Consider the following 25,193-nt stretch of genomic DNA (forward strand, 5'->3'; position numbering starts at 1 on the left):
TGACGTCACTTGTGACGCGTATCCGCGCGCGGCCCCACCACCCCAGGCCGCAGCCGCGGGCGCCGGGGAGGACTGCATCAAGTGACCACTCACAGACGGGCGCTTCGCGCCGCAGCGGTTGTCGTGGCCATGGCCGCCACTGCCGCCACGGCGTCAGCTTTCGCCATCGCTCAGGCGGATGACCATGCATCAGGGGCCAAGGCCTCCGCGGTCGAGCGCCGTGACCCGGGCTCGGCCAAGGGCAACGAGCACGATCTGAAGGGCCCTTTCAGCGAGCAGCAGGACGCACAGCGTCAGGCAGCCCTGGAAAAGGTCATATCGGGCGACAAGAAGATATCGAAGCGAGGCGGCTCCCAGGTCGTCAAGCTCGACGACAAGAAGTACGTCGAGCTCGGCCGCGAGAAGACCGACAAGATCTTCACGATCCTGGTCGAGTTCGGCGACAAGGTCGACGACACGACCATGTTCGACCCGGACGGTGACGGCCCGAAGCCTCCCGTCAAGAAGTACGGCGGCACGCCCGGCCCGGCGCACAACACGATCGCCAAGCCGGACCCCAAGAAGGACAACAGCACCGCCTGGCAGGCCGACTACAACCAGGCGCACTTCCAGGACCTCTACTTCGGTGAGGGCGTCGGCAAGGACTCGCTGAAGACCTACTACGAGAAGACGTCCTCCGGGCGCTACTCGGTCGACGGCGAGGTCTCCGACTGGGTCAAGGTGCCGTACAACGAGGCGCGTTACGGCTCCAACTACTGCGGCTCGACCAACTGCGCCAACGCCTGGGACATGATCCGCGACGGCGTGAACGCCTGGGTCGCCGACCAGAAGGCCAAGGGCCGTACCCAGGAGCAGATCAAGGCGGATCTCGCGCAGTACGACCAGTGGGACCGTTACGACTACGACAACGACGGCGACTTCAACGAGCCCGACGGCTACCTCGACCACTTCCAGATCGTCCACGCCGGTGAGGACGAGTCCGCGGGTGGCGGCGCGCAGGGCACCAACGCCATCTGGGCGCACCGCTGGTACGCCTACGGCACCGACGCCGGTGCGACCGGCCCGGCCGGCAACAAGGCCGGCGGCACCGAGATCGGTGACACCGGCTTCTGGGTCGGCGACTACACCGCGCAGCCCGAGAACGGCGGCCTGGGCGTCTTCGCCCACGAGTACGGCCACGACCTGGGCCTGCCCGACCTGTACGACACCACCAACACCGCCGAGAACTCGGTCGGTTTCTGGTCCCTGATGTCGGCGGGCTCCTGGCTCGGCACCGGCAAGAACCAGATCGGTGACCTGCCCGGCGACATGACCGCCTGGGACAAGCTCCAGCTGGGCTGGCTGAACTACGACGAGGCCAAGGCCGCGACGAACTCCACCCACAAGCTGGGCGTGTCCGAGTACAACACCAAGGACAAGCAGGCGCTCCTCGTCACACTGCCGGACAAGCCCGTCACCACCGCTGTCACGAAGCCCGCGGAGGGCTCCAAGCAGTGGTGGAGCAACATGGGCGACAACCTCAACAACACCCTGTCCCGCTCGGTCGACCTGACCGGCAAGTCCAAGGCGTCCCTGGACCTCGCGGGCTTCTGGGACATCGAGAAGGACTACGACTTCCTCTACACCGAGGTGTCGGACAACGGCGGCACCAGCTGGACCGCGATCGACGGCACGGCCGACGGCAAGGCGATCCCGCGCGACGCCAGTGACAAGCCGGCCCTGACCGATGTCTCCGGTGCGTACCAGAAGCTCTCCTACCCGCTGGACGCCTACGCGGGCAAGAAGATCGACATCCGCTTCCGTTACGCCACCGACGGCGGCGCGGGCGGCGTCGGCTTCGCGGCCGACACCATCTCGGTCAACGCCGACGGTGCCACGCTCTTCACGGACAACGCCGAGGGCGACGACAACGGCTGGACCGCCAAGGGCTTCTCCCGCGTCGGCGAGTCGTTCACCAAGGACTACCCGCAGTACTACATCGCGGAGAACCGCCAGTACGTCAGCTACGACCAGACCCTCAAGGTCGGCCCGTACAACTTCGGCTTCTCCAAGACCCGTCCGGACTGGGTCGAGCACTACCCGTACCAGAACGGTCTGCTCATCTGGCAGTGGGACCGTTCCCAGAAGAACAACAACGTCTCGGCCCACCCGGGCAAGGGCCTGATCCTGCCGATCGACGCGCACGCCAAGCCGCTGAAGTGGGCGGACGGCACGATCATCCGCAACAAGATCCAGCCCTTCGACGCACCCTTCAGCCGGTACGCGACCGACGGCTTCACCCTGCACAACGCCGATGTGCCGGTGCAGATCAAGCCGCAGCTCGGCATCCCGGTCTTCGACGACCACAAGGGAACCTACTGGTACAAGGAGAACAAGACCGGAAGCGTTCAGGTCACTGACACGAACACCCGGATCACGGTCGTCAGCGAGCCGCGCGACGGCTCGATGATGATCGTCAAGGTGGGCCCCTCGCACAAGTAGTTCCATATCACCGCAGGTCAGAGCTTGATCGGCCGTCGCCCTCTAGCGGGCGGCGGCCGATCGTGTTTAGGTGCCTCTTGTTCAGATCCTTATTGACACGACGTCTCACGGGGGAGCGCGGAGCATGGCAGGCGGAGGATTCAGCAAGTTGCCGAACGGCACGGTGGTGGTGGCGATCACCCTGAACGGCCCGACGGACGGAACAGGTCCGGGCACTCCCGTCCGGGTCCTGGTGCACGCGGCCAACCGGGCCCGCGCGCTGACCCGGCTGCGCAATCTGGGTCTGCGCGCCGTCTATCTCCGCGGCAACGCCGAGCCGCCCACCCCCGACGAGATCACCGCCGTGCTCCACCACCCCGACGGGATGCTCTGGCGGGCCCGGCCCCAGCGGGCGCAGGAGCTCTGGCATCCGATCCGAGCCCTGCTCCGCCCGTCCGTACCGGCCCGCCGCCCGGCCTGAGGCGGGGACGACGGTGGGGGCGGCGGGGGCGGGCCCGTGGCTGATCCGCCCGGCTACACCACGGGCTTGCCGGAGAGCTTCACGCCCGCCCTGCGGAGCTCCTCCAGCGCCCGGTCCGTGGTCTCCTCGGCGACCCCTGCGGTCAGATCGAGCAGCACATGCGTCGTGAGACCCGCCCGGACCGCGTCCAGCGCCGTCGCCCGCACGCAGTGGTCGGTCGCGATGCCGACCACGTCGACCTCGGTGATCTCGTGGTCCCGCAGCCAGTCGGCCAGTCCCACACCGTTCTCGTCGAGGCCCTCGAAGCCGCTGTACGCCGCGGCATAGGCACCCTTGTCGAACACCGCGTCGATCGCCCCCGAGGCGACCGCGGGGGCGAAATTCGGGTGGAAGCCCACCCCCTCCGTACCGGCGACACAGTGCGCGGGCCAGGAGTGCTCGAAGTCCGGCTGCGCGGAGAAGTGGTTGCCGGGGTCGACGTGGTGGTCACGGGTGGCCACCACATGGCGGTACCCGGGCTGGGCCTCGCCGATCAGGTCGGTGATGGCGGCGGCGACATCGGAGCCCCCCGCCACGGCGAGGCTGCCGCCCTCGCAGAAGTCGTTCTGGACGTCCACGACGATCAAGGCGCGGTGCATGGCGGGTGTCCTTCGGTGGGGGACGGGTCGGCGGTCATGAGGGACGTATTCGAGCCTAAGGGCTGTCCCGTAATCCCTGGCAGGCGTGCGACGACAGCTACGGCACCTCGCCGCGTTTGACTCGGGAGCGGTTCAGGGAGGGGGACGGTGCACCGGCAGTGAGCTCAAGCGCGGCCGGCGGCACCGTCGAGCCCGTCCGGCCAGGGAGGGCGAAAAGGCCACCGGGCGGCCCGGTCACCGTCCCCGCGTCAGCCCCGTCACGCGTACTCCGTGGGGATCACCGGCTCCCCGCGGGACAACTGCATCGCCGACATCGGCAGCCCCGCCCGCGCCGTCATGTGCCGCGCACGCGCCGCGTCCAGCGGCTCACGGGCGATCACCTCACCGCCCCTGACCAGCTCGGCCAGCAGCTGCCGGTCGGCCAGCTCCGGGGGTACGGGACCGGTGCCGATCACCTCCGCCTCGGCCACGCCGTTCGAGTCCAGCCGGCGCGCGGCCCACTTGCGACCGCCCACCGACGACTTCGAGCCGAGCGACTTCTTCGCGACCGGGCGCAGCGGCTCCGCGGGGTCGGCGGATCCGGCGCGGGCGACCAGCTTGTAGACCATCGAGCAGGTGGGCTGCCCGCTGCCGGTCACCAGCTGCGTGCCCACCCCGTACGCGTCGACGGGCGCCGCGGCCAGCGAGGCGATCGCGTACTCGTCCAGATCCGACGTCACCACGATCTTCGTCCCGGTGGCGCCCAGCTCGTCCAACTGCTGCCGCACCCGGTGCGCGACCAGCAGCAGGTCCCCGGAGTCGATGCGCACGGCACCGAGCTCGGTCCCGGCGACCTCGACCGCCGTACGGACCGCCTCGGCGACGTCGTACGTGTCGACCAGCAGCGTCGTCCCCCGGCCCAGCGAGTCGATCTGGGCCCGGAACGCGTCGCGCTCGGTGTCGTGGAGCAGGGTGAAGGCGTGGGCGCTCGTCCCGACGGTGGGGATGTTGTAGCGGAAGCCCGCGGCCAGGTCGGAGGTGGTGTCGAAGCCCCCGATGTACGCGGCACGCGCCGACGCCACCGCCGACAGTTCATGGGTGCGGCGTGCACCCATCTCGATCAGGCCACGTCCGCCCGCCGCCGCGGACATCCGCGACGCCGCCGCGGCGATCGCCGAGTCGTGGTTGAGGATCGAGAGGATCACCGTCTCCAGCAGCACACACTCCGCGAAGGAGCCCTCGACGCGCAGGATCGGCGAGCCGGGGAAGTACACCTCGCCCTCCGGGTAGCCCCAGATGTCACCGCTGAAGCGGTAGTCGGCCAGCCAGGCGAGCGTGGGTGCGTCGACGACGTTCTGTTCGCGCAGGAAGGTGAGCATCTCGTCGTCGAAGTGGAAGTTCTCCACCGCGTCCAGCACCCGTCCGATGCCCGCGACGACGCCGTAGCGCCGGCCCTCCGGCAGTCGGCGGGTGAACGCCTCGAAGACCGAGCGCCGGTCGGCCGTGCCGGCCTTCAGCGCGGCCTGCACCATCGTGAGCTCGTACTGGTCGGTGAAGAGCGCCGTCGACGGCACACCGACCCGTCGCCCAAGGTCCGCAGAGTTCATGTTCCGGATGCTACCCCTATTTCGTCAAAGTGACGAGATCTCGGGTCGTTTGTGCGATGACCCCTCCCAAGTGGCAGCATGGGGTGGGTGAGCGTCGCCCCCACAGAGATCGAGCGTCCCGAATCGGCCGAGGAGAGTCTCGTCGTCCCCGAGCCCGATGTGCCCTGGGTGACGCTGGTCCACAACGACCCGGTCAATCTCATGAGCTATGTGACCTATGTCTTCCAGGCCTACTTCGGCTACACCAAGGACAAGGCCCACAGGCTGATGCTGGACGTCCACCACAAGGGCCGCGCCGTCGTCTCCAGCGGCAGCCGCGAGGAGATGGAGCGCGACGTCCAGGCCATGCACGGCTACGGGCTGTGGGCCACCCTCACGCAGGACCGCAACTAGGCCGATCCGTTCCCCCTGCCCCGCCCGACCCACCATCGGAGAAAACCCATGGCCGGCCACTTCGAGGCCACCCCCGGCGGCGGCGCGGCCGTCGCGCTCGACGAGGTGGAGATCGCGATCCTGCGCTCCCTCGCCGTCCAACTGCTGGAACTGATCGGCCCCGGCGACAAACCCGCCGAGGGCGAGGACCCGCTGGCCGCCCTCTTCGCGGAAGGGCCCAGCAAGCCGCCCACCGACCCCGCGCTGGCCCGCCTCTTCCCCGAGGCGTACGGCGACGAGGACAGCGAACTGCGCGCCGCTTCGGCGGAGTTCCGCCGCTTCACCGAGAACGATCTGCGCGCCCGCAAGCGTGATGACGCCCTCGCCGTCGTGCGCACCCTGGACGCCCTGTCCGTCGCCGAGGACGGCGGCGCCGTACTCAAGCTCTCCGGCGACGAGTGCCGTCACTGGCTCGGTGCCCTCAACGACCTCCGGCTCACCATCGGCACCCGGCTGGAGGTCTCCGACGACGACGAGGGCGAGGCCGGATCGCTCTACCGGCTTCCCGACAGTGATCCGCGCAAGCCGATGGTCATGGCCTATCTCTGGCTCGGCGCGCTCCAGGAAACCCTCGTGGAAACCCTGATGCCGTAGTTCCCGGCTTTCCGGCCCCCGGCCCTGGTTTTGCGGGCCTGCCGGGCGGTCCCGGCTGCCGGGCTTCCCGGCCCCGGTCCAGGCTGCGGTTTGCGGGCTTCCCGGGCCCGATCGAGTCGCGGTTTGCGCGCTTCCCGGCCCCGGTCCAGTCGCGGCTTTCGGGCTCTCCGGGCCCGATCCGGGTTTCCGGCATTCCCGCGTCCCGATTCCCCGTCTCCCGTGCGAGGCGTGTTTGCTCAACGGACGCTCAAATCCGAATAACGATCCCGTCACCTGAACGGTCGCTTATGTGGCGACTGAAAACCCTTGTCCGCTTTTTCCTGTGCTGTGCGGCACATCGACTTCGGTGATTCACCCGTGTGCCCGTGATAAATCTTCACGACCACTCGGGGACGCCACTCTTGTTCCCGAGGGCGCTACAAACCGGCGACCGCCGGTGGCACTCCATCCATATCCGGAAGATCAGGACCTGGTCCGCGGCTTCGACGGCGCGGATCGGCGTGGAGAAAGGCGCAGCACATGACATCGGCGCAGGTCGACAAGGGACAGGGTGGCCGGCAGGCCCCAGTGGCCGCAGATGCCGGCGCGACGGGCGAGGGGTACCAGCGGGCCCTCGGCGCCCGTCAGATCCAGATGATCGCCATCGGCGGGGCCATAGGCACCGGCCTCTTCCTCGGTGCGGGAAAGGCGATCTCCAAGGCCGGCCCCAGTCTCATCCTGGCTTATGCCGTCGCGGGCCTGGTGATCTTCTTCATCATGCGCGCCCTGGGTGAACTCCTCATGTACCGCCCGGTGTCGGGATCCTTCTCGGAGTACGCCCGCGAATTCATCGGGCCCTTCGCAGGCTTTGTCACCGGCTGGACCTACTGGCTGTTCTGGGTCGTCACCGGAATCACCGAAGTCACCGCCGCCGCCCAGTACATGACGTTCTGGTTCGACATTCCGCAATGGGTGTCGGCGCTGGTCTTCACAGTCATCCTGTACGGCGTGAACCTGATCTCCGTAAAGCTCTTCGGGGAACTCGAATTCTGGTTCTCGATGGTCAAGGTGACAGCCATCGTCGGCATGATCCTCATCTGCGCCGGGATTCTCACCCTCGGCTTCTCCGACGCCGGGGACACCGCGTCCGTCGCCCACCTCTGGGACGACGGCGGCTTCTTCCCGCACGGCATCAAGGGCACCCTGATGACCTTGCAGATCGTGATGTTCGCGTTCCTGGCCGTGGAACTCGTCGGTGTCACCGCGGGCGAGTCCAAGGACCCGAAGACCGTCCTGCCCAAGGCCATCAACACCGTGCCGTGGCGCATCGCGGTCTTCTACATCGGCGCGCTCGTCATGATTCTCTCGGTGGTTCCGTGGGCCGAGTTCCAGCCCGGCATCTCACCGTTCGTCGCCTCGTTCCGGAAGATGGGCCTCGGTATCGGCGCCGGCATCGTCAACTTCGTCGTACTGACCGCGGCCCTCTCCTCCTGCAACTCCGGCATGTACTCCACCGGCCGCATGCTCCGTGACCTTGCGCTCAACGGACAGGGCCCGAGGTTCTTCACCCGGCTCACCAGGAGCGGCACCCCGCTTGCCGGCACCACTTTCTCCGCCGCCCTGATGCTCGTCGGTGTCTGGATCAACTACCAGTGGCCCGGTGACGCCTTCACCTACGTCGTCTCCTTCGCCACCATCTCCGGCATGTGGGCCTGGATCATGATCCTCGTCTGCCAGATCCGCTACCGCCGTCTCGCCGACCTCGGCGTGCTCCCGCGCTCCGGGTTCCGGGCTCCCGGCGCCCCGTACACCAGCGTCTTCGCACTGGCCTTCATCGGCCTGGTCGTCGTGATGATGGGCATCGACAAGGACACCAGGGTCTCGCTGTACTGCGCCCCGCTCTGGGCGGCCGCCCTCGGCGTCTCGTACCTGGTGCTCAAGGCCCGCAACCCCGAGAACAAGGCCTTCGCGAAGAGCTGAGGCCACTTCGTACGAACCCCGAACCATCCCCGGGCGACCGCCGTCCCAACGGCCACGTCCACCATGCGGGCCCCGCGTACCACCCCTCGGTACGCGGGGCCCGCCCGCCTATCCTGGGCGCCATGCTGACCATCACCCAGGCGCTCTACGACCAGATCGTCGCGCACTCCCGCGCCGACCACCCCGACGAGGCGTGCGGCGTGGTCGCGGGCCCGGCCGGAACCGGCCGGGCCGAACGGTTCATCCCCATGCTCAACGCCGCCCGCTCGCCCACCTTCTACGAGTTCGACTCGGGCGACCTCCTCAAGCTCTACCGCGAGATGGACGACCGCGACGAGGAGCCGGTGATCGTCTACCACTCCCACACCGCGACCGAGGCCTACCCCTCCCGCACCGACGTCACGTACGCCAACGAACCCGGCGCGCACTACGTCCTCGTTTCCACCGCAGACACCGACGACGCGGGCCCCTTCCAGTTCCGCTCCTACCGCATCGTGGACGGCGAGATCACCGAGGAGCCCGTCGAGGTCGTCGAGGCGTACGAGCCCGCCTGACCTGCTCGCGCCGCCCGGACCCGCCCCAACCTCCTCGCGCCGCCCGACCCCGCCGCCGCGCCGCCCCGTCGGCCGGACGGGGCCGGGTCCGCCGCGCCCCCGTCCACCTGGCGAACGTCGACCATCCACCAGGTGAGATCACACTCCAGATCACGGACCGGGAATCGATACGATGACCGCATGGTTCCCCATGACGTGAGCGACAAGACGCCGGGCATGCTGCTCGTGGCGCGGCTGCACGTCGACCTGTGCAGGCTCTCCAGCGCGATCTGTACGAGCGGCCTGCCCGCCGGCCGCCGGGCCTGAGCCGGGCCCGAGGCCCGAGCACCCGTCCGAAACGCACCAACCCCCGCGCGGGGGCAGAGCCGCGCGCCCCACGCCATCTCTCCGCATTCGACAGGAGCCCACGCCATGGCCATCGAGGTCCGCATTCCGACCATCCTCCGCACCTACACCGACGGCGCCAAGGCCGTCGAGGGCAACGGGGAGACCCTCGCCGACCTCTTCACGGACCTGGACAGCCGCCACAACGGCATCCGTGAGCGCATCGTCGACGGCGACGAACTCCGCCGCTTCGTGAACGTCTACCTCAACGACGAGGACGTCCGCTTCCTCGACGGCATCTCCACCAAGCTCAGCGACGGCGACAACGTCACCATCCTCCCGGCCGTCGCCGGAGGAGCCGCCGGGGCGGCGGTCGGGCGACGGGTGGGCATGAACTGATGCGGTACGACAGCCCGCTCGCCGCGGTCGGCAACACCCCGCTCGTCCGCCTGCCGCGGCTGTCTCCCTCGGCCGACGTCCGTATCTGGGCCAAGCTGGAGGACCGCAACCCCACCGGCTCGATCAAGGACCGCCCCGCGCTCCACATGGTCGAACAGGCGGAGAAGGACGGCCGGTTGACACCCGGCTGCACCATCCTGGAGCCCACCAGCGGCAACACCGGTATCTCGCTCGCCATGGCGGCCAAGCTCAAGGGCTACCGCATCGTGTGCGTCATGCCGGAGAACACCTCCCAGGAACGGCGCGACCTGCTCGCCATGTGGGGCGCCGAGATCATCTCCTCCCCGGCCGCCGGCGGCTCCAACACGGCCGTACGCGTCGCCAAGGAACTGGCCGCCGAGCACCCCGACTGGGTCATGCTCTACCAGTACGGCAACCCCGACAACGCGGGTGCCCACTACGCCACCACCGGCCCGGAGATCCTCACCGACCTCCCGTCCGTCACCCACTTCGTGGCGGGCCTCGGCACCACCGGCACGCTCATGGGCGTCGGCCGCTACCTGCGCGAACACAAGCCCGACGTCAAGATCGTCGCCGCCGAGCCGCGCTACGACGACCTGGTCTACGGGCTCCGCAACCTCGATGAGGGCTTCGTACCCGAGCTGTACGACGCCTCGGTCCTCACCACCCGCTTCTCGGTCGGCTCCGCGGACGCCGTCACCCGTACCCGCGAACTCCTCCAGCAGGAAGGCATCTTCGCGGGTGTCTCCACCGGCGCCGCGCTCCACGCCGCGATCGGAGTGGGAAACAAGGCCGTCAAGGCGGGGGAGCAGGCCGACATCGTCTTCGTCGTCGCGGACGGCGGCTGGAAGTACCTGTCGACGGGCGTCTACACCGCCCCGACGACGGAAGCGGCCATCGAAACGCTGCACGGCCAGCTCTGGGCGTAGCGCCTCTCGTTCGGATCAGGCCGGGCTCGCGTGCCCCGTTCGCTGATCCGGTCTGATCCGAACGAAGGACCCCAGCCCCTCGTCATCGATCGTCGGACCAGCCGGACCAGCCGGACCAGCCGGACCAGCCGGACCAGCCGGACCAGCCGGACCAGCCGGACCAGCCGGACGAGCCGGACGGACCGAACCACCGGCCCGTCCTGCGATCGAGACCGTCTCCCGGCCCGTCCGGACCGTCCGGCGATCGAGACCGTCTCCGGGCCGTCCCTCGCCGTGCGCCCCGACCTCAGCCGAGCCCGCGCACCCGCTCCCACACCCCCGGGTCCACCACCCCCACCCGCCGCCGGAAGCCCCGCACGGCTACCTTCCGCAACTCGTCCGTCTCCAGGAAACTCGCCCGCTCCCGCTCATCCCCCACCGTTCCCGCGGGCAGCGCGATCACCCCGGGCCGCTCCTGGTGATGCTTGCTGGTGATCTTCGCGACGAGCGCCGAGCCACCCCGTACCGACAGCACCAGACAGGGCCGGTCCTTCGCCCCCGGTCCGTCCTCGTACGGCACCTCGGCCCACCAGATCTCACCCGGCCGCGGCCCGCGCTCCGGCCCCGTGCCGCGTCCCGGACCCGCCGGCGGGCGCGTCCGCCCGCCCGGACGCCCGCCCGAGCGCATGCCCGCCGACCTGCCGGAACGCCCGCCCGGCCGCCGCCCTCCCCGACCCCGCCCATCGGCGAGCGCCGCCACGAGCGCGAGCAGCACGACAACAGCGAACGCGATCCACCACCAGGACATGTCCATGCCCCGACCGTACCGGCGTTCCCCGCTTCTTCCATCGAACCGGTGACAGAGCAGGTGAGTTCCCCCACAACGGACGGCCGTGGAGGAGCGACCGGCTGTTTCGCGCTTTACGCTCGACAAATCGCTCAACAGACCGCACGAACCCTCCCCGTTCCCACGTCTCGGAGGTTCACGCTCCATGAAGCTCACCGTCGTCGGCTGCTCCGGCTCGTTCCCGTCCGCGGGATCGGCGTGTTCGAGCTACCTCGTAGAGGCCGACGGCTTCAGGCTGCTCCTCGACATGGGCAACGGCGCCCTCGGCGAGCTGCAGCGCCATGTCGGTCTCTACGACCTCGACGCCATTTTTCTCAGCCACCTCCATGTCGATCACTGCATCGACATGTGCGCGTACTTCGTCGTCCGTTACTACCGGCACGACGGGGGCCCTGCCGGCCCCCTCCCGGTCTACGGCCCCGACGGCACCGAACAGCGGCTGACCACCGCGCACGGCGACACCCCGTCCGAGCGGGCGATGAGCGAGGTCTTCGACTTCCACACGCTGAAGCCCGGCTCGTTCGAGATCGGCCCCTTCTCGGTCCGTACGGAGAAGGTCTGCCACCCCATCGACTCCTTCGCCATCCGGATCGAGCACGGCGGCCGCTCGCTCACGTACTCCGGCGACACAGGCGCCTGCGAGGCCCTGGACGAGCTTGCCGAAGGCGTCGATCTGTTCCTCTGCGAAGCATCGTTCATCCATGGCAAGGAGGACATCCCGGACCTCCACCTCAACGGCCGCGAGGCGGGCGAGATCGCCGCCCGCGCCGGAGTGGGACGTCTCGTCCTCACCCACATCCCGCCGTGGACCGACGCCGACCGCAACCTGGCCGACGCCCGCATGTTCTTCGACGGACCGGTCGAGGTGGCGGCGCCGGGCGCGGTCTACGAGATCTGAAGCCCGGCCCGACGCCGGGGACACGACGAAGCCCTCACCTCCCGCCGGGGAGGTGAGGGCTTCGAGCCGCTGCGGCGTACGGGTGGGGCCCGCGACGAGGGCTACTTCGCCTCGGCCTTGAGCAGCTCGGCCAGTTCCTCGTCGGACTCGCGGCCCGGAGTCGGCAGGTTGAACCGGGTGATCGCGAAGCGGAAGACCACGTAGTAGACCGCCGCGAAGCAGAGACCGACCAGCACCAGCAGCCATGGCTTGCTCGCGATGCCGAGGTTCAGGAAGAAGTCGACCGCGCCGGCGGAGAAGCCGAAGCCGTCCTTCATGCCGAGGCCCCAGGTGAGGGCCATCGAGACACCGGTGAGCACCGCGTGGATCGCGTACAGCGCCGGGGCGATGAACATGAAGGTGAACTCGATCGGCTCGGTCACACCGGTGACGAACGCGGTGAGGGCGAGCGAGAACATCATGCCGCCGACGACCTTGCGGCGCTCGGGGCGGGCGCAGTGGACGATCGCGAGGCAGGCAGCCGGGAGGGCGAACATCATGATCGGGAAGAAGCCGGTCATGAACTGTCCGGCCGTCGGGTCACCGGCCAGGAAACGGTTGATGTCGCCGCTCTTGCCGTGGTACTCACCGGCCTGGAACCACGGGAACGAGTTCAGCAGGTGGTGCATGCCGACCGGGATCAGCGCACGGTTGGCGACACCGAAGATGCTCGCACCGACCGCGCCCGAACCGACCAGCCACTCACCCAAGTTGTGCAGTCCGGTGCCGAGCACCGGCCAGATGTAACCGAAGACGATGCCGATGACCAGGCCCGCGAACGCGGAGAGGATCGGGACCAGGCGGCGGCCGCCGAAGAAGCCCGCCCAGTCCGGCAGCTTCGTCCGGTAGAACTTCTGGTAGAGCAGCGCGACGACGATGCCCATCACCACACCGCCGAGGACCCCTGCGTCCACGGGGGCGTCCGTCATGACTATCTTGCCGTCGACCACCGTCGCGATCTTCGGAAGATTGCTGTCGGTGAAGGTGGCGAGCACCTTCTGGAAGACCAGGTAGCCGGTGACGGCCGCGAGGGCGGTGGAGCCGTCCGACTTCTTGGCGAAGCCGATCGCGATACCGACGGCGAACAGCAGCGCCAAGTTGGCGAAGATGGCGTTGCCACCCGCGTCCATGAAGCTCGCGATCTTGGTGACGAAGCCCGGGAACGAGTCCCTGCCGAGCATGTCGTCGTGACCGAGGCGGACGAGCAGCGCGGCCGCGGGCAGCACCGCGACCGGCAGCATGAGGCTGCGGCCGATGCGTTGCATGACCGCCATCACGCCGGCGCCCTTCTTCTTGGTGACCGCGGGCGCGGTGTCTGCCGTGGACATCAACTTCCTCCATTGGACAAGGCGCCGCCCAGGTCGATGAGGGGGGAGGCGACGACTCGAAGAACGCGGCAGATCGCCACGCGGTCTGGACCACTCAGTGGTGTAGACCAGTTGTAACACGGTGTGGGTGAGATAAGGAACCTTCACCATTCGACTACTTCGCATCAGCTATCACCCACGCTCGGTGACATGGCGAAGCCCCTCGGGCGGAAGGGGCCGAGGGCCTTTGTCGATTGGGTCGAAAGACCCGCCTGATCTGCTATTTCGTGAGATCTCTCTCGATCTCTTCCTCCAGCTCGTCGGGCTCCCGGCCCGGCGTCTGGAGATTGAATTTGGTGATCGCGAACCGGAAGATCACGTAATACACGGCGGCGAGGACCAGGCCGATCGGAATGATCAGCCATGGTTTGGTCGCCAGGCTCCAGTTGATGACGTAGTCGATCAGGCCCGCGGAGAAACTGAAGCCGTCCTTGACTCCGATCGCCCACGTCACCGCCATCGAGACACCGGTGAGCACCGCGTGGATCGCGTACAGCAGCGGTGCGACGAAGAGGAACGAGTACTCGATCGGCTCGGTGATACCCGTCACGAACGACGTCAGGCCGACCGAGAGCATCATGCCGCCGACCGCCTTGCGGCGATGCGGCTTGGCGCAGTGGTAGATCGCCAGCGCCGCCGCGGGCAGGGCGAACATCATGATCGGGAAGAAGCCCGAGGTGAACTGACCGGCCGTCGGGTCGCCCGCCAGGAAGCGGTTGATGTCACCGTGCACGACCGTGCCGTCCGGCTTGGTGAAGTCGCCGAACTGGAACCAGACGAACGTGTTCAGGAACTGGTGGAGACCGATGACCAGCAGTGCGCGGTTGGCGACACCGAAGATGCCGGAGCCGGCCCAGTCCAGGTCCACCAGCCACTTGGAGAAGCTGGTCAGACCGTCGCCGATCGGCTGCCAGAGCCAGGCGCACAGCGCGGCGAAGAGCAGGCCGACGAACGCCATGATGATCGGGACGAGCCGGCGTCCGTTGAAGAAGCCCAGCCAGTCCACCAGCTTGACCCGGTGGTACCGCTGCCAGAACCAGGCGGACAGCAGACCCATCACGATGCCGCCGAAGACCCCCGGGTTCTGGTACTGCGCGGCCGTCACCTTGGCGTTGCCGGTGACGCAGGTGCCGAACCAGGTGCCGCCCGAGGTGAATGTCGAGCCGGGGGCGCAGTCCACCGGGAAGGCGTGCAGCACCGCGTAGTAGACGAGGAAGCCGGCCACCGCGGCGAGCGCGGTCGAACCGTCCGACTTCTTCGCCATGCCGATCGCCACACCGATGCAGAACAGCAGGGGGAGACCGAGCCCCGAGTCGAGCAGCGCACCGCCCGCGGCCTCGAACACCTTGGCCACGTTGCCCCAGCGCAGGCCCTCGTCGCCGAATACGTCCGGCTGGCCCAGCCGGTTGAGAATGCCCGCCGCGGGCAGGACGGCGATCGGGAGCTGGAGACTGCGGCCCATCTTCTGGAGGCCTTGGAAGAAGCCGTTCCACCATGTCCTCCGTGGCGCTGCGGCGCTGCTCGAGCTCATCGGCGTCCTCCCGGAACACGGCGGGGTCGGCGGTCGTTGCAGACTGGTGTAGACCAATTGAGGTACGGTGCGTAACCCACCTGGTAGACGGGGCACCGGTGATCGTCATCATTGGGGACGGTCCAGACGCTCGCTCGCGAAGCTGGGCCAAACGTGCGTTACGGTGACGAAACGGACCCAGGGTGGGCCGTCGCACGCATGTGAACAACCAGGGAGAAGGCCATGGCCAGCAAGGCTGAGAAGATCGTCGCCGGGCTCGGCGGTATCGAGAACATCGACGAGATCGAAGGCTGCATCACGCGCCTGCGCACCGAGGTCCACGACCCCAGCAAGGTCGACGAAGCCGCGCTCAAGGCCGCCGGAGCCCACGGCGTCGTCAAGATGGGCACCGCGATCCAGGTCGTCATCGGTACGGACGCCGACCCCATCGCCGCCGACATCGAAGACATGATGTGACCGGCCGCCGGACGCTGCGCATAGCCACCCGCTGAGCCGGACCGCTCAGCGCCACGCAGGCCCCGCCCGCCCGGACGGGGCCTGTGCCGCACCGGAACGGGAACCGCGCCGGGCCCCGCACGGCACCCCACCGACCCCGCGCGGCATCGCCCCGGCAGCCGCCCCGGCACCCGAACGGGCGCCATCCCCGCACCGGATACAGTCGACGCCATGTCTCGTATCGACGGCCGCACCCCCGAACAGCTCCGCCCCGTCACCATCGAACGCGGATGGAGCAAGCACGCCGAAGGCTCCGTACTCATCTCCTTCGGCGACACCAAGGTCTTCTGCACCGCCTCCGTCACCGAGGGCGTCCCCCGCTGGCGCAAGGGCAGCGGCGAAGGCTGGGTCACCGCCGAATACTCCATGCTGCCCCGCTCCACCAACACCCGCGGCGACCGGGAATCCGTACGCGGCAAGATCGGCGGCCGCACCCACGAGATCAGCCGGCTCATCGGCCGCTCCCTGCGCGCCGTCGTCGACTACAAGGCCCTCGGCGAGAACACCATCGTCCTGGACTGCGACGTCCTCCAGGCCGACGGCGGCACCCGCACCGCCGCCATCACCGGCGCCTACGTAGCCCTCGCCGACGCCGTCACCTGGGCCCAGCGCAAGAAGCTCGTCAAGCACGGCCGCAAGCCGCTGACCGACACCGTCTCCGCGATCAGCGTCGGCATCGTCGACGGCACTCCCCTCCTCGACCTCTGCTACGAGGAGGACGTCCGCGCCGAGACCGACATGAACGTCGTCTGCACCGGCGACGGCCGCTTCGTCGAGGTCCAGGGCACCGCCGAGGCCACCCCCTTCGACCGCAAGGAACTGGGCGCCCTGCTCGACCTCGCCACCGTCGGCTGCGCGGACCTCACCGTCTTCCAGAACGACGCCCTCGCCCGCACCCTCGGCGAGTAACTCCCCCCGCGAGGCGCGGGTGAAGAAGCAACCAAGTACGCACCACAACGCGTCGTTACGAACACGGGCGCACGGTTCGAACCGTGCGCCCGTCCGTGTATCCGCACCCGGGGAGGAACCGCACCATGGCCAAGGCCGCCCGCCGGCGCCGCATCACCCTCGTGCTGACCCTGACCGCCCTCACCCTCACCGCGGCGGCCGGCTGCGGCGCCGTCGACAAGGCGCTCGACTGCGTCCGCACCGCCGACGCCATCGCCACCGGCGTCGACAACCTCCAACAGGCCGTCTCCAACGCCTCGAACGACCCCACCCGGGCATCGGAAGCCCTCGACGACATCGAGAAGGAGCTCGGCGACCTCGGCGACAAGACCGACAACGCCGACCTCGGCAAGGCCGTCGACGACCTCCGATCCGGCGTCGGCAACGTCCGCGACGCCGTCGACAAGGGCGACGCCACCCCCGACATCGCCCCGGTCACCGACGCCGCCAAAGAGATCGGCAAGGTCTGCACCCCCTGACAGCCCGGACGGTCGTGACGGTCCTGCACGTCCGGACCACCCCCGATACTGGGTGACATGACCCGCCTCATCCTCGCCACCCGCAACGCCGGGAAGATCACCGAACTCCATGCGATCCTCGCCCACGCAGGCCTCGACCATGAACTTGTCGGCGCGGACGCGTACCCGGACATCCCCGACGTCAAGGAGACCGGCGTCACCTTCGCCGAGAACGCCCTCCTCAAGGCCCACGCGCTGGCCAAGGCCACCGGCCACCCCGCCGTCGCCGACGACTCCGGCCTCTGCGTGGACGTACTCGGCGGCGCTCCCGGCATCTTCTCCGCCCGCTGGGCCGGCACCCACGGCGACGACCGGGCCAACCTGGACCTGCTCCTGGCCCAGCTCTCCGACATCGACAACCCGCACCGCGGCGCCCATTTCGCCTGCGCGGCGGCCCTGGCCCTCCCCGACGGCACGGAACGCGTGGTCGAGGGCCGCCTCCTGGGCACCCTGCGCCACACCCCGTCCGGCACGAACGGCTTCGGCTACGACCCGATCCTCCAGCCGGACGGCGAGACCCGCACCTGCGCGGAACTGACCCCGGCGGAGAAGAACGCGATCAGCCACCGAGGCAAGGCGTTCCGGGCACTGGTGCCGGTGGTGCGGGAGCTGGTGGGGTGACAGCCTCTCGGTGAACGCGACAGGCCCAGCTCACTGCAGAAGCGAGCCGGGCCTGTCACCGGGGTGCGCGAGGAGGGACTCGAACCCTCACGCCGCTAGGGCACTGGTACCTAAAACCAGCCTGTCTCACCAATTCCAGCACTCGCGCGTCTCCGGCAGTCTACAAGGGAAGGCTGCAACAGACCCGAAGACCTATATGGCGGCCGATTTAGCAGGGCGCCGGTTCCGGCACCATGTGTCAGTGAGCGCGTGGCAGTTGGGGCAGAGGTAGCGAAGGTTCTCGGCCCGGTTGTCGAGCCACTCACCGTTGATGTGATCGATCTGGAGCGTGAAGGACTGCCCCAGCCACTTGCCCGGGTTGCCGCAGGATTCGCAGCGGTACGCGACACCTATCTCCTGAAGGGCGCGGTGCAGCCGTTCCCGGTTTGTGCGCGTTGACCCTTGAGGCCTGACCACCAGGGTCGTCGGTGCGATCGCTTTGGGCTTGCGCGGCTCGCGCACCTGCGTCGAAGCCCAGGGGCGGCGAGTGAAGTGGCGTGTGTCGAACTGCAGCTGAAGGACCTTGCGCCGCACGCGGCGGTGGTTCGTGTCGTTGACCTCAAGGCCGAGTGCACGCATGACGTCCGCATAGCTGGTAGCTCGCGGGACGGCGTCCCGCAGAGTGTCCTCCGGGATAGCAACGCCTGCCTTGCGGAAATGTGAGGTATCGGCCCCTCTCCTGCGTAGCAGGCTTGCCAGCGAAGAGCGTGACCGACTGTCGTCGCCCATTCCAAGGCTTCGTGCCACTCCGCGAATGCTCTCGGCGGCGGCCGTGGCAGTCCGTAACTCCTCGGTGGCGAACAGCAGGTCCAGTTGCGGACGGTTCATGCCGGGGAAGTGGCTGACATCGATCCCCGCGGCCGTGATGCAGCGGCTTATGTGGGACAGCGTGCCGCTTGCCGGTGGTGCACCGAGTCTGGTGACGACCTCGCGCAGCGACGACGAGGATGCAACAGCGGCCTCAATGGCCGAGTCCGGGTACTTCCGCCATGGACTTCGTTGCTTGAAATGGGCCGTGTCCAGCCCGTACCCGGCTACCTTCTCCTGCAGCACGCGCCGCTGGCCGCCGCTCTTCTTGAGTCCGAGCCGACGCATCAGATCCGTCCAGTTCTTGGACTCGGCGACGGCGGCGGTGAGCCTCTCTCGCTCGTACACGTCAGACATTTCTCCCCCTCGTGCAAGCGGGACCGAGGCGTTGGTGTTTGACGTCACGGTCGACGCCTTCCGGTAGCTCGCGGGTGTACCGAACCGGCACGTTCCCCTCCGAATCCGACCGCGCGTTCGCGGCCTCGTACGGATCAACGAGCCGTTTATCGGAGAGGCACGTCCGATATTCGAAAAGATGCGGAATAGTCCGCACCGATTCAACCGACGCTGAAGCGGTGCAGGCCATTCCGGCGTGGGGCACCAAAGAGGCGCGGAGGCCCGGGGTCAGAACCTCGGCTCAGGCATCTGCGCCGCGCACAGTTCCGCCGCCTCCTCCTCCGTCTCCACCGACGGCGGGGAGCCGGCCAAGGGCTGCTGGGCGGTCTCCTTCATGCAGGCCACGGCGATCACGCCGACCAGGGCCGCCGCCATCGCGTAGTAGGCCGGCATCAGGTTGGTGCCGCTCCAGTTGATCAGGGCCGTGATCACCAGTGGGGTCGTACCGCCGAAGAGGGACGCCGAGAGGTTGTAGCCCACCGAGAGGGAGCCGTAGCGGACCTGGGTGGGGAAGAGGGCCGGGAGAGCGGCGGACATGGTGCCGAGCATGCAGACCAGGGAGAGGCCCAGCATCAGCATGCCGGTCGTGATCGCGGGGATGCCGCCCTGGCGGATGAGGAGGAAGGCCGGGAGGGAGAGGAAGAAGAAGCCGAGCATGCCGGTCATCAGGAGCGGCTTGCGGCCGAAGCGGTCGGAGAGCTTGCCGACCTGACTGATGATCAGCATCAGGAAGACCATGACGACGAGCAGGACGAGCAGGCCGTGCGTCTCGCTGTAGCCGAGTTCGTCGGAGAGATAGGTCGGCATGTACGACAGCAGCATGTAGTCGGTGATGTTGTACGCGCCGACCAGGCAGATGCAGAGGATCAGTGTCGGCCAGTACTGCCGGAAGATCTTGGCGAGGTCACCCTTGGCGGTGGTCTCGACGCCGTCGGCGGCCTCGGTCGCGTGCGCGGTGCCGCCCTCCAGTTTCTGGAAGGCGGGGGTCTCGTCCAGGCGCAGTCGCAGGTAGAGACCGACCAGGCCGAGCGGGCCCGCGACGAGGAACGGGATGCGCCAGCCCCAGGCGTCCATCTGGCCGGAGTCGAGTATCGCGGTCAGCGCGGTGACGAGTCCGGCGGCGCCCACATAGCCGGCCAGCGTGCCGAATTCGAGGAAGCTGCCGAAGTAGCCGCGGCGCTTGTCGGGGGCGTACTCGGCGATGAAGGTGGAGGCGCCGCCGTACTCACCGCCGGTGGAGAAGCCCTGGACCAGGCGGAAGAAGATCAGCAGGGCGGGGGCCCAGAGCCCGATGGAGTCGTGCGAGGGGATGATTCCGATCGCGAAGGTGCCGACCGCCATCATGATCATGGTGAGGGCGAGGACCTTCTTGCGGCCGATCTTGTCGCCCATGGGGCCGAAGAACATTCCGCCGAGGGGTCGTACGAGGAAGGCGACGGCGAAGGTGGCGAAGGAGGAGAGGAGCTGGGTGGTGTCGTTCCCGGACGGGAAGAAGACATGGCCCAGGGCGACGGCCAGGTAGGAGTAGATGCCGAAGTCGAACCACTCCATGGCGTTGCCGAGTGATGCCGCCTTCACCGCCCGCTTGACCGCCCGGTCGTCGGTGACGGTGATGTCCGTCCGGCGCAGCCTCGGGTTCTTCCGCTGCCGGATGGCGCGGAACAGGGTGGGGTGGCGTTTGACCGCTTCCGGATCGGCCGCCTGGTGGGGGTCGGAGGCCGCCATGGCCGGGTCCTTTCCTCGGGTGGGTGTTCAGGAAAGGCTTCTGCGCGGTCATGGCGGTCGCAAACCGAATCGGTGGCCGAATGCGATGTCCCTCACATCTCTTCGGCCGTCCGGGCGCTCCTCGACTTCCTCCGGGGGTTCGGCGGTCGCGGGAGCCGTTCTCGGCGGGGCGGGTCAGATGCCGAGGTCCTTGATGATCTTGGCTACATGGCCGGTGGCCTTGACGTTGTAGAGGGCTCGCTCGACCTTGCCCTCCTCGTCCACGACGATCGTAGAGCGGATGACGCCCGTCACCGTTTTGCCGTAGAGCTTCTTCTCGCCGAAGGCACCGTATGCCTCAAGGGTCTCCTTGGAGGGGTCGCCGATCAAAGTGACCTTGAGGCTCTCCTTCTCGCGGAACTTGGCGAGCTTCTCGGGCTTGTCGGGGGAGACGCCGATGACGTCGTATCCGGCGCCGGTGAGCAGCTCCAGGTTGTCGGTGAAGTCGCAGGCCTGCTTGGTGCAGCCGGGGGTGAGGGCAGCCGGGTAGAAGTACACGATGACCTTGCGGCCCTTGTGGTCGGCGAGCGAGATCTCGTTGCCGTCGGCGTCGGGGAGCGTGAAGGCGGGGGCGGTGTCGCCGGGCTGGAGTCGCTCGCTCATGGTTCTCCTCAGGTGGCACGTGGGGTGTACGGGACCGAGCGTAATAGGGGTGCCGCCGGGTGCGTGGGCGGTCGAGCTGACAGACTGTCGATGAAGGTTTACCGGACGAGGACCACGGAGGCGGCGCAGTGTCGGATGCCAGGACCCCTGCGCAGATCGAGGCGGACATCATCAGCAGGCGTGAGCAGCTCGCGGTGATGCTCGATGAGATCGGGGTGCGGGTGCACCCGAAGACGATCATGGGTGATGCGAAGGCCAAGGCCGCCGAGGCCGTGGACCGGACGGCGGGGCGGGCTTATGTCGCGGTGAACCGGACGGTTTCGGACGTGAAGGCGCAGTTCGTGTCCGAGGACGGTGCTCCGCGTATGGAGCGGGTGATTCCGGCGGCGTTGCTCGCGGTGGGTGTCGTGGGTCTGGTCGTGGTGTCGAAGCGGCGCAGGAAGAACTGATGCTGCGAGAACTGATGCCGCGATCCGTGTACCCCGGGGGCGGGCGGAGCCGTGGCGGGCAGGTAGGTTGCGGGGCGTGAGCGAGAACACCGACGACAAGCTGCCCATCCGCATGCTGCACGACCGTGTGCTGGTCCGGTCCGATACGCCGGAGGGCGAGCGGCGCTCGGGCGGCGGCATCCTGATTCCGGCGACGGCCGCGGTCGGCCGTCGGCTGGCCTGGGCCGTCGTGGTCGCGGTGGGTCAGAACGTGCGGACGGTGGAGCCGGGTGACCGGGTGCTGTACGACCCCGAGGACCGTGCGGAGGTCGAGGTGCGCGGTGTGGCGTATGTGCTGATGCGCGAGCGGGATCTGCACGCGGTGGCGGCGGACCGGTTCGAGGGGTCGGTGGATTCCACCGGGTTGTATCTGTAGGTCGTGGCAGTCGCGAGTGACCTGGTGACCGGTGTCACCAGGTCTTTTGCTCGTTCTTTGCTACGGTGGAGCCACCCCGACGAGACGCGCCGTACCGGGTTTCGCAAAGACGACGCACCCCGTTCTTGTTCGCGTTCTGTCTTGTCGGAGGTGCTGTCGTGGCGTGGGTTCTGCTGGTTGTCGCCGGTCTGCTGGAAGTGGCCTGGTCGATCGGGATGAAGTACACCGAGGGGTTCACCCGGCTGTGGCCGAGTGTGTTCACGGGGCTCGGGATCGTGGCGAGCATGGTGATGCTGTCCCATGCGGCGAGGACGCTGCCGATCGGTACGGCGTACGGGGTGTGGGTCGGTATCGGGGCGGCCGGCGCGGCGATTCTCGGCATGGTGGTGCTGGGTGAGCCGGCGACCGCCGCCCGGATCTTCTTCGTCTGTCTGCTGCTGGTGGCCGTCGTGGGGCTGAAGGCGACCTCGGGTCACTGACGCGGTGCCACGGGCGTCGGCGGTGCCACGGGTGCCGGGGGTGCCGGGGGTGCCGCGGGTGCCGGAGCCGAGGGCGCCGGGGCCGGAGGTGCTGAGGGGGCGGGGGTGCCCTGGGCGCCCGGGAAGAGGCCGTAGCCGTCCCCGCCGCCTGGGCCACCCGGGCCGCCGGGGCCGCCGATGTCCCCGTCGCCGTTCACCGCACCGCCGTTCGCCGCGCCGCCGCCGGTCTCCGTGCCGCCGGTGGCGGGTCCGCCGGTTCCGGGGCCGGGCGGGCCGCTGGGCGAGGTGCTTCCGGTGCTGCCGGGCGGCGTGCCGACGGGGGGCCCGGACGGTGTCCCGGTGCTGCCGGGGCTGCTGCTCTGCTCGGTGGGCGTGGCGGTTTCTTCGGCGCCGCTTTCGAGGTTGAGGTCGAAGTCCTGGACCACGGTGCCACGGAGCGCGGCCTCGGTGTACTGGGCCCAGGTTCGGGTGGGTGCGTCACCGCCGTTGACGCGGGCCAGTCCGAGTGCTCCGTAGAGCGGTTTCTGCACGCCGGTGCCGGGGTCCTGGCCCATGACGGCGATGACGGTGGTGAGGTCGGGGGTGTATCCGGCGAACCAGGCCGCCTTGTCGTCCTCGGCGGTGCCGGTCTTGCCCGCGGCGGGGCGGCCGGACCCCTGGGCGGCGGCGCCGGAGCCGTTCTCGACGACGCTCTGGAGGATCGAGGTGGTGGTGTCGGCCGCCTCCCGGCTGACGGCCTGCTTGGTGTTCCTGCCGGGGAGTTCCAGGTCCGTGCCCCCCTTGCTGACCCTGTCGACGAGGACGTACGCGCCGTGCTTGCCGTGGTTGGCGAGGGTGGCGTACGCCTCGGCCATGTCGAGGACGCCGGCGGTGGCGACGCCGAGCGCGATGGACGGGTACGGGGTGAGGTCGGGGGTGTTCTCGGGGATGCCGAGGTCGATGGCGGTCTGCTTGACCTTCCTGGGGCCGACGTCCTCGGCCATCTGGGCGTAGACGGCGTTGACGGACTTGTCGGTGGCCCTGCGGACGGTGAGGGGGCCGTAGTCGATGTCGTCCTCGTTGGCGGGGGCGTATCCGGTGGGTCCGTTGGGGCCCTCGACCATGCGGTTGTTCGTGCCGTCGTAGACGGTGTTGGGAGTGATGCGCTGCCCGTCCTGGGTGGTGGAGCCGTTGGCGACGGCGGAGGTGAAGACGAACGGCTTGAAGGTGGAGCCGACCTGGTAGTCGCGGCGGGTCGCGTTGTTCACGTACTGCTTGGTGTAGTCGACACCGCCGTACATGGCGACGACCCGGCCGGTGCCGGAGTCGATGGAGGCACCGCCGACGCGGACGTTGCGGTCGGCCTCGCGGTCGGCGCTCGTCTGGGACATCACGTTGTCGTCGACGGCTTTGACGAGCGCGTTCTGCTTCGCCTTCTCCAGGGTGGTGGTGATCCGGTAGCCGCCGGTGGCCAGGGTGTTCTCTTCGATGATCTTGTTGCTGGTGAGGTAGTCGTCGACGGCCTGGACGACGTAGCCGCGCTGTCCGGAGAGTCCGGTGGGCGGCTTGACCTTGCCCGGCATGGGGAACTTCATGGCGCCGCGTTCGCCGGCGCCGAGCCACTTCTCCTTGACCATGCCGTCGAGTACGTAGTCCCAGCGCGCGAGGGCCGCGGCCTTGTTCTCGGGGTGGACGACGATGTCGTACGCGCTGGGGGCATTGAGGAGAGAGGCGAGGTAGGCGCCCTCGGCGGTGGTGATCGAGCCGATGTCCTTGCTGTAGTAGGCCTGGGCGGCGGCCTGGATGCCGTAGGCGTTGCGGCCGAAGTAGCTGGTGTTGAGGTAACCCTCGAAGATCTGGCTCTTGGACTCCTCGCGGTTGAGTTTGACCGCGATGAAGAACTCCTTGATCTTGCGGGCGACGGTCTGTTCCTGGCCGAGGTAGTAGTTCTTGACGTACTGCTGGGTGATGGTCGACCCGCCCTGGGTGCCCTTGCCGGTGAAGGTGTTCCAGGCGGCGCGGGCCATGGCCATGGGGTCGACGGCCCGTTCGGAGTAGAAGTCGCGGTCCTCGGCGGCGAGGACCGCGTGCTGGACGGTCAGCGGGACTTGGGCGAGCTTGACGTTCTCCCGGTTGACCTCGCCGGAGCGGGCGATGACGCTGCCGTCCTTGTAGAGGTAGACGTTGGACTGCGCGGTGGCGCTGGCGTTGGCGGGCGGGATGTCGACGAGTTCGTACCCGGCGGTGAAGCCGCCGATCAGGAGGGCGACGACGACGAGGACGGCGCCGACGACCATCCGCCAGGTGGGGACGGCACGGCGCCAGCCGGTGCGCTTGGGGCGCTTGGGCTTCTTCGTCCTGCCGGGCCCGCCGCTCCGTTCTCCGCCGTGGCCGCTGTGACTGCTGTGACTGCTGTGACTGCCGTGGCCGACGTGAGCGCTGTTGTCGTCGTGGGCGGACGGATCCCTGGGGGCCCAGGGCCGGGGCTCGTTCTCCCCGCTCGGCTGCTGTGGCTCGTCGCTCATGTCCGTGCAGACTCCTCGGCCGCGGTCAGTTCCCTCATAGTGCCCTTTTCTATGGAATAAGCCCCGGATCGACCCCCGAAAAGCGGTCGCGGCGGCTGCCTCCACTGGTCTAAGGTC

General features: G+C 68.5%; 26 protein-coding genes, 1 tRNA gene and 1 riboswitch. Of the genes, 17 read left to right on the forward strand and 10 right to left on the reverse strand.

What is annotated here, in order from left to right; genetic code table 11:
* Nucleotides 1-81: 81 nt before the first annotated feature.
* Both ABZ826_RS22615 and ABZ826_RS22620 read left to right on the forward strand, forming a co-directional pair.
* Nucleotides 82-2,481: an immune inhibitor A domain-containing protein gene (locus ABZ826_RS22615; protein WP_361451028.1), complete on the forward strand. Its 2,400-nt coding sequence runs from the start codon at nt 82-84 to the stop codon at nt 2,479-2,481.
* Nucleotides 2,482-2,605: 124 nt separating this feature from the next.
* Nucleotides 2,606-2,941 carry a hypothetical protein gene (locus ABZ826_RS22620; protein ID WP_361451031.1) on the forward strand — a complete coding sequence of 112 codons (336 nt, stop codon included), beginning with the start codon at nt 2,606-2,608 and terminating at the stop codon, nt 2,939-2,941.
* Between the two features lie 53 nt (nt 2,942-2,994).
* Here the strand turns inward: ABZ826_RS22620 and ABZ826_RS22625 are convergent, their stop codons facing one another.
* Both ABZ826_RS22625 and ABZ826_RS22630 read right to left on the reverse strand, forming a co-directional pair.
* Nucleotides 2,995-3,579, reverse strand: coding sequence for an isochorismatase family protein (locus tag ABZ826_RS22625; protein WP_361451034.1), 585 nt, complete (start codon nt 3,577-3,579; stop codon nt 2,995-2,997).
* Nucleotides 3,580-3,836: 257 nt separating this feature from the next.
* Nucleotides 3,837-5,165 carry a nicotinate phosphoribosyltransferase gene (locus ABZ826_RS22630; RefSeq protein WP_361451037.1) on the reverse strand — a complete coding sequence of 443 codons (1,329 nt, stop codon included), beginning with the start codon at nt 5,163-5,165 and terminating at the stop codon, nt 3,837-3,839.
* Between the two features lie 78 nt (nt 5,166-5,243).
* Here ABZ826_RS22630 and clpS point away from each other — a divergent pair, with 78 nt between their 5' ends.
* The 7 genes from clpS to ABZ826_RS22665 all read left to right on the forward strand — a co-directional run bounded on the left by clpS (nt 5,244) and on the right by ABZ826_RS22665 (nt 10,377).
* Complete coding sequence (gene clpS, locus ABZ826_RS22635) at nt 5,244-5,558, forward strand: ATP-dependent Clp protease adapter ClpS (protein ID WP_361451040.1); 315 nt, start codon at nt 5,244-5,246, stop codon at nt 5,556-5,558.
* A 48-nt stretch (nt 5,559-5,606) separates the two neighbouring features.
* The gene (locus ABZ826_RS22640; RefSeq protein WP_361451043.1) at nt 5,607-6,191 is read left to right on the forward strand and encodes a DUF2017 domain-containing protein; all 585 of its coding nucleotides are present in this window, start codon (nt 5,607-5,609) and stop codon (nt 6,189-6,191) included.
* 519 nt (nt 6,192-6,710) lie between these two features.
* Nucleotides 6,711-8,150 carry an amino acid permease gene (locus ABZ826_RS22645; RefSeq protein WP_361451046.1) on the forward strand — a complete coding sequence of 480 codons (1,440 nt, stop codon included), beginning with the start codon at nt 6,711-6,713 and terminating at the stop codon, nt 8,148-8,150.
* A gap of 122 nt (nt 8,151-8,272) precedes the next feature.
* Nucleotides 8,273-8,704, forward strand: coding sequence for a M67 family metallopeptidase (locus tag ABZ826_RS22650; protein ID WP_361451049.1), 432 nt, complete (start codon nt 8,273-8,275; stop codon nt 8,702-8,704).
* A gap of 180 nt (nt 8,705-8,884) precedes the next feature.
* On the forward strand, nt 8,885-9,010 hold the full coding sequence (locus ABZ826_RS22655) for a putative leader peptide (protein WP_361451052.1): 126 nt from the start codon (nt 8,885-8,887) through the stop codon (nt 9,008-9,010).
* Nucleotides 9,011-9,115: 105 nt separating this feature from the next.
* A complete protein-coding gene (locus ABZ826_RS22660; RefSeq protein WP_361451055.1) occupies nt 9,116-9,427 on the forward strand; it encodes a MoaD/ThiS family protein in 312 nt (103 codons plus the stop codon).
* The gene (locus ABZ826_RS22665; protein WP_361451058.1) at nt 9,427-10,377 is read left to right on the forward strand and encodes a cysteine synthase; all 951 of its coding nucleotides are present in this window, start codon (nt 9,427-9,429) and stop codon (nt 10,375-10,377) included. Before ABZ826_RS22660 ends, ABZ826_RS22665 begins: the two co-directional genes overlap by 1 nt.
* Nucleotides 10,378-10,663: 286 nt before the next feature.
* On the opposite strand, the gene ABZ826_RS22670 is transcribed toward ABZ826_RS22665, so the two are convergent.
* Nucleotides 10,664-11,170 (reverse strand): type II toxin-antitoxin system PemK/MazF family toxin, encoded by a 507-nt coding sequence (locus tag ABZ826_RS22670; protein ID WP_361451061.1) that lies wholly within the window; start codon nt 11,168-11,170, stop codon nt 10,664-10,666.
* A 178-nt stretch (nt 11,171-11,348) separates the two neighbouring features.
* Between ABZ826_RS22670 and ABZ826_RS22675 the strand changes: the two genes are divergently transcribed.
* On the forward strand, nt 11,349-12,101 hold the full coding sequence (locus ABZ826_RS22675; RefSeq protein WP_361451064.1) for an MBL fold metallo-hydrolase: 753 nt from the start codon (nt 11,349-11,351) through the stop codon (nt 12,099-12,101).
* A gap of 101 nt (nt 12,102-12,202) precedes the next feature.
* On the opposite strand, the gene ABZ826_RS22680 is transcribed toward ABZ826_RS22675, so the two are convergent.
* Nucleotides 12,203-13,468, reverse strand: a complete 1,266-nt coding sequence (locus tag ABZ826_RS22680; protein WP_361451067.1) for a PTS transporter subunit EIIC — start codon at nt 13,466-13,468, stop codon at nt 12,203-12,205.
* A gap of 259 nt (nt 13,469-13,727) precedes the next feature.
* Nucleotides 13,728-15,038: a PTS transporter subunit EIIC gene (locus ABZ826_RS22685; RefSeq protein ID WP_361451070.1), complete on the reverse strand. Its 1,311-nt coding sequence runs from the start codon at nt 15,036-15,038 to the stop codon at nt 13,728-13,730.
* A gap of 222 nt (nt 15,039-15,260) precedes the next feature.
* On the opposite strand from ABZ826_RS22685, the gene ABZ826_RS22690 reads away from it, so the two are divergent.
* From ABZ826_RS22690 to rdgB, 4 genes are all read left to right on the forward strand, one after another.
* A complete protein-coding gene (locus ABZ826_RS22690) occupies nt 15,261-15,494 on the forward strand; it encodes a PTS glucose/sucrose transporter subunit IIB (RefSeq protein ID WP_014156020.1) in 234 nt (77 codons plus the stop codon).
* A gap of 210 nt (nt 15,495-15,704) precedes the next feature.
* Nucleotides 15,705-16,442: a ribonuclease PH gene (rph, locus tag ABZ826_RS22695; RefSeq protein WP_361451074.1), complete on the forward strand. Its 738-nt coding sequence runs from the start codon at nt 15,705-15,707 to the stop codon at nt 16,440-16,442.
* 125 nt (nt 16,443-16,567) lie between these two features.
* A complete protein-coding gene (locus ABZ826_RS22700; RefSeq protein ID WP_361451077.1) occupies nt 16,568-16,960 on the forward strand; it encodes a hypothetical protein in 393 nt (130 codons plus the stop codon).
* A 57-nt stretch (nt 16,961-17,017) separates the two neighbouring features.
* The gene (gene rdgB / locus ABZ826_RS22705; protein ID WP_361451080.1) at nt 17,018-17,620 is read left to right on the forward strand and encodes an RdgB/HAM1 family non-canonical purine NTP pyrophosphatase; all 603 of its coding nucleotides are present in this window, start codon (nt 17,018-17,020) and stop codon (nt 17,618-17,620) included.
* 64 nt (nt 17,621-17,684) lie between these two features.
* On the opposite strand, the gene ABZ826_RS22710 is transcribed toward rdgB, so the two are convergent.
* From ABZ826_RS22710 to bcp, 4 genes are all read right to left on the reverse strand, one after another.
* Nucleotides 17,685-17,768, reverse strand: a tRNA-Leu gene (locus ABZ826_RS22710).
* Between the two features lie 44 nt (nt 17,769-17,812).
* Nucleotides 17,813-18,823, reverse strand: a complete 1,011-nt coding sequence (locus ABZ826_RS22715) for an HNH endonuclease signature motif containing protein (RefSeq protein WP_361451083.1) — start codon at nt 18,821-18,823, stop codon at nt 17,813-17,815.
* A gap of 267 nt (nt 18,824-19,090) precedes the next feature.
* Nucleotides 19,091-20,587 carry a glycine betaine/L-proline transporter ProP gene (proP, locus tag ABZ826_RS22720; protein ID WP_361451086.1) on the reverse strand — a complete coding sequence of 499 codons (1,497 nt, stop codon included), beginning with the start codon at nt 20,585-20,587 and terminating at the stop codon, nt 19,091-19,093.
* A 174-nt stretch (nt 20,588-20,761) separates the two neighbouring features.
* Nucleotides 20,762-21,229 carry a thioredoxin-dependent thiol peroxidase gene (gene bcp, locus ABZ826_RS22725; RefSeq protein ID WP_361451089.1) on the reverse strand — a complete coding sequence of 156 codons (468 nt, stop codon included), beginning with the start codon at nt 21,227-21,229 and terminating at the stop codon, nt 20,762-20,764.
* A 128-nt stretch (nt 21,230-21,357) separates the two neighbouring features.
* Here bcp and ABZ826_RS22730 point away from each other — a divergent pair, with 128 nt between their 5' ends.
* The 3 genes from ABZ826_RS22730 to ABZ826_RS22740 all read left to right on the forward strand — a co-directional run bounded on the left by ABZ826_RS22730 (nt 21,358) and on the right by ABZ826_RS22740 (nt 22,572).
* Nucleotides 21,358-21,678: a DUF3618 domain-containing protein gene (locus tag ABZ826_RS22730; RefSeq protein WP_361451092.1), complete on the forward strand. Its 321-nt coding sequence runs from the start codon at nt 21,358-21,360 to the stop codon at nt 21,676-21,678.
* Between the two features lie 76 nt (nt 21,679-21,754).
* On the forward strand, nt 21,755-22,093 hold the full coding sequence (locus tag ABZ826_RS22735; RefSeq protein WP_030923137.1) for a co-chaperone GroES: 339 nt from the start codon (nt 21,755-21,757) through the stop codon (nt 22,091-22,093).
* Nucleotides 22,094-22,147: 54 nt separating this feature from the next.
* Nucleotides 22,148-22,212: riboswitch (guanidine-III (ykkC-III) riboswitch) on the forward strand.
* A gap of 39 nt (nt 22,213-22,251) precedes the next feature.
* Nucleotides 22,252-22,572, forward strand: a complete 321-nt coding sequence (locus ABZ826_RS22740) for a multidrug efflux SMR transporter (RefSeq protein WP_351073407.1) — start codon at nt 22,252-22,254, stop codon at nt 22,570-22,572.
* On the opposite strand, the gene ABZ826_RS22745 is transcribed toward ABZ826_RS22740, so the two are convergent.
* On the reverse strand, nt 22,566-25,076 hold the full coding sequence (locus ABZ826_RS22745) for a transglycosylase domain-containing protein (RefSeq protein ID WP_361451097.1): 2,511 nt from the start codon (nt 25,074-25,076) through the stop codon (nt 22,566-22,568). The genes ABZ826_RS22740 and ABZ826_RS22745 overlap by 7 nt on opposite strands.
* Nucleotides 25,077-25,193 lie beyond the last annotated feature (117 nt).

Source organism: Streptomyces sp. NPDC047515 (genome assembly GCF_040643055.1).
Classification (GTDB): Bacteria; Actinomycetota; Actinomycetes; order Streptomycetales; family Streptomycetaceae; genus Streptomyces.

Excerpts from the sequence above, each read along its gene's own strand:
- ABZ826_RS22620 (WP_361451031.1), top strand. The coding sequence starts at position 2,606 with ATGGCAGGCGGAGGATTCAGCAAGTTGCCGAACGGCACGGTGGTGGTG.
- ABZ826_RS22625 (WP_361451034.1), bottom strand. The coding sequence starts at position 3,579 with ATGCACCGCGCCTTGATCGTCGTGGACGTCCAGAACGACTTCTGCGAG.
- ABZ826_RS22630 (WP_361451037.1), bottom strand. The coding sequence starts at position 5,165 with ATGAACTCTGCGGACCTTGGGCGACGGGTCGGTGTGCCGTCGACGGCG.
- clpS (WP_361451040.1), top strand. The coding sequence starts at position 5,244 with ATGGGGTGGGTGAGCGTCGCCCCCACAGAGATCGAGCGTCCCGAATCG.
- ABZ826_RS22640 (WP_361451043.1), top strand. The coding sequence starts at position 5,607 with ATGGCCGGCCACTTCGAGGCCACCCCCGGCGGCGGCGCGGCCGTCGCG.
- ABZ826_RS22645 (WP_361451046.1), top strand. The coding sequence starts at position 6,711 with ATGACATCGGCGCAGGTCGACAAGGGACAGGGTGGCCGGCAGGCCCCA.
- ABZ826_RS22650 (WP_361451049.1), top strand. The coding sequence starts at position 8,273 with ATGCTGACCATCACCCAGGCGCTCTACGACCAGATCGTCGCGCACTCC.
- ABZ826_RS22655 (WP_361451052.1), top strand. The coding sequence starts at position 8,885 with ATGGTTCCCCATGACGTGAGCGACAAGACGCCGGGCATGCTGCTCGTG.
- ABZ826_RS22660 (WP_361451055.1), top strand. The coding sequence starts at position 9,116 with ATGGCCATCGAGGTCCGCATTCCGACCATCCTCCGCACCTACACCGAC.
- ABZ826_RS22665 (WP_361451058.1), top strand. The coding sequence starts at position 9,427 with ATGCGGTACGACAGCCCGCTCGCCGCGGTCGGCAACACCCCGCTCGTC.
- ABZ826_RS22670 (WP_361451061.1), bottom strand. The coding sequence starts at position 11,170 with ATGGACATGTCCTGGTGGTGGATCGCGTTCGCTGTTGTCGTGCTGCTC.
- ABZ826_RS22675 (WP_361451064.1), top strand. The coding sequence starts at position 11,349 with ATGAAGCTCACCGTCGTCGGCTGCTCCGGCTCGTTCCCGTCCGCGGGA.
- ABZ826_RS22680 (WP_361451067.1), bottom strand. The coding sequence starts at position 13,468 with ATGTCCACGGCAGACACCGCGCCCGCGGTCACCAAGAAGAAGGGCGCC.
- ABZ826_RS22685 (WP_361451070.1), bottom strand. The coding sequence starts at position 15,038 with ATGAGCTCGAGCAGCGCCGCAGCGCCACGGAGGACATGGTGGAACGGC.
- ABZ826_RS22690 (WP_014156020.1), top strand. The coding sequence starts at position 15,261 with ATGGCCAGCAAGGCTGAGAAGATCGTCGCCGGGCTCGGCGGTATCGAG.
- rph (WP_361451074.1), top strand. The coding sequence starts at position 15,705 with ATGTCTCGTATCGACGGCCGCACCCCCGAACAGCTCCGCCCCGTCACC.
- ABZ826_RS22700 (WP_361451077.1), top strand. The coding sequence starts at position 16,568 with ATGGCCAAGGCCGCCCGCCGGCGCCGCATCACCCTCGTGCTGACCCTG.
- rdgB (WP_361451080.1), top strand. The coding sequence starts at position 17,018 with ATGACCCGCCTCATCCTCGCCACCCGCAACGCCGGGAAGATCACCGAA.
- ABZ826_RS22715 (WP_361451083.1), bottom strand. The coding sequence starts at position 18,823 with ATGTCTGACGTGTACGAGCGAGAGAGGCTCACCGCCGCCGTCGCCGAG.
- proP (WP_361451086.1), bottom strand. The coding sequence starts at position 20,587 with ATGGCGGCCTCCGACCCCCACCAGGCGGCCGATCCGGAAGCGGTCAAA.
- bcp (WP_361451089.1), bottom strand. The coding sequence starts at position 21,229 with ATGAGCGAGCGACTCCAGCCCGGCGACACCGCCCCCGCCTTCACGCTC.
- ABZ826_RS22745 (WP_361451097.1), bottom strand. The coding sequence starts at position 25,076 with ATGAGCGACGAGCCACAGCAGCCGAGCGGGGAGAACGAGCCCCGGCCC.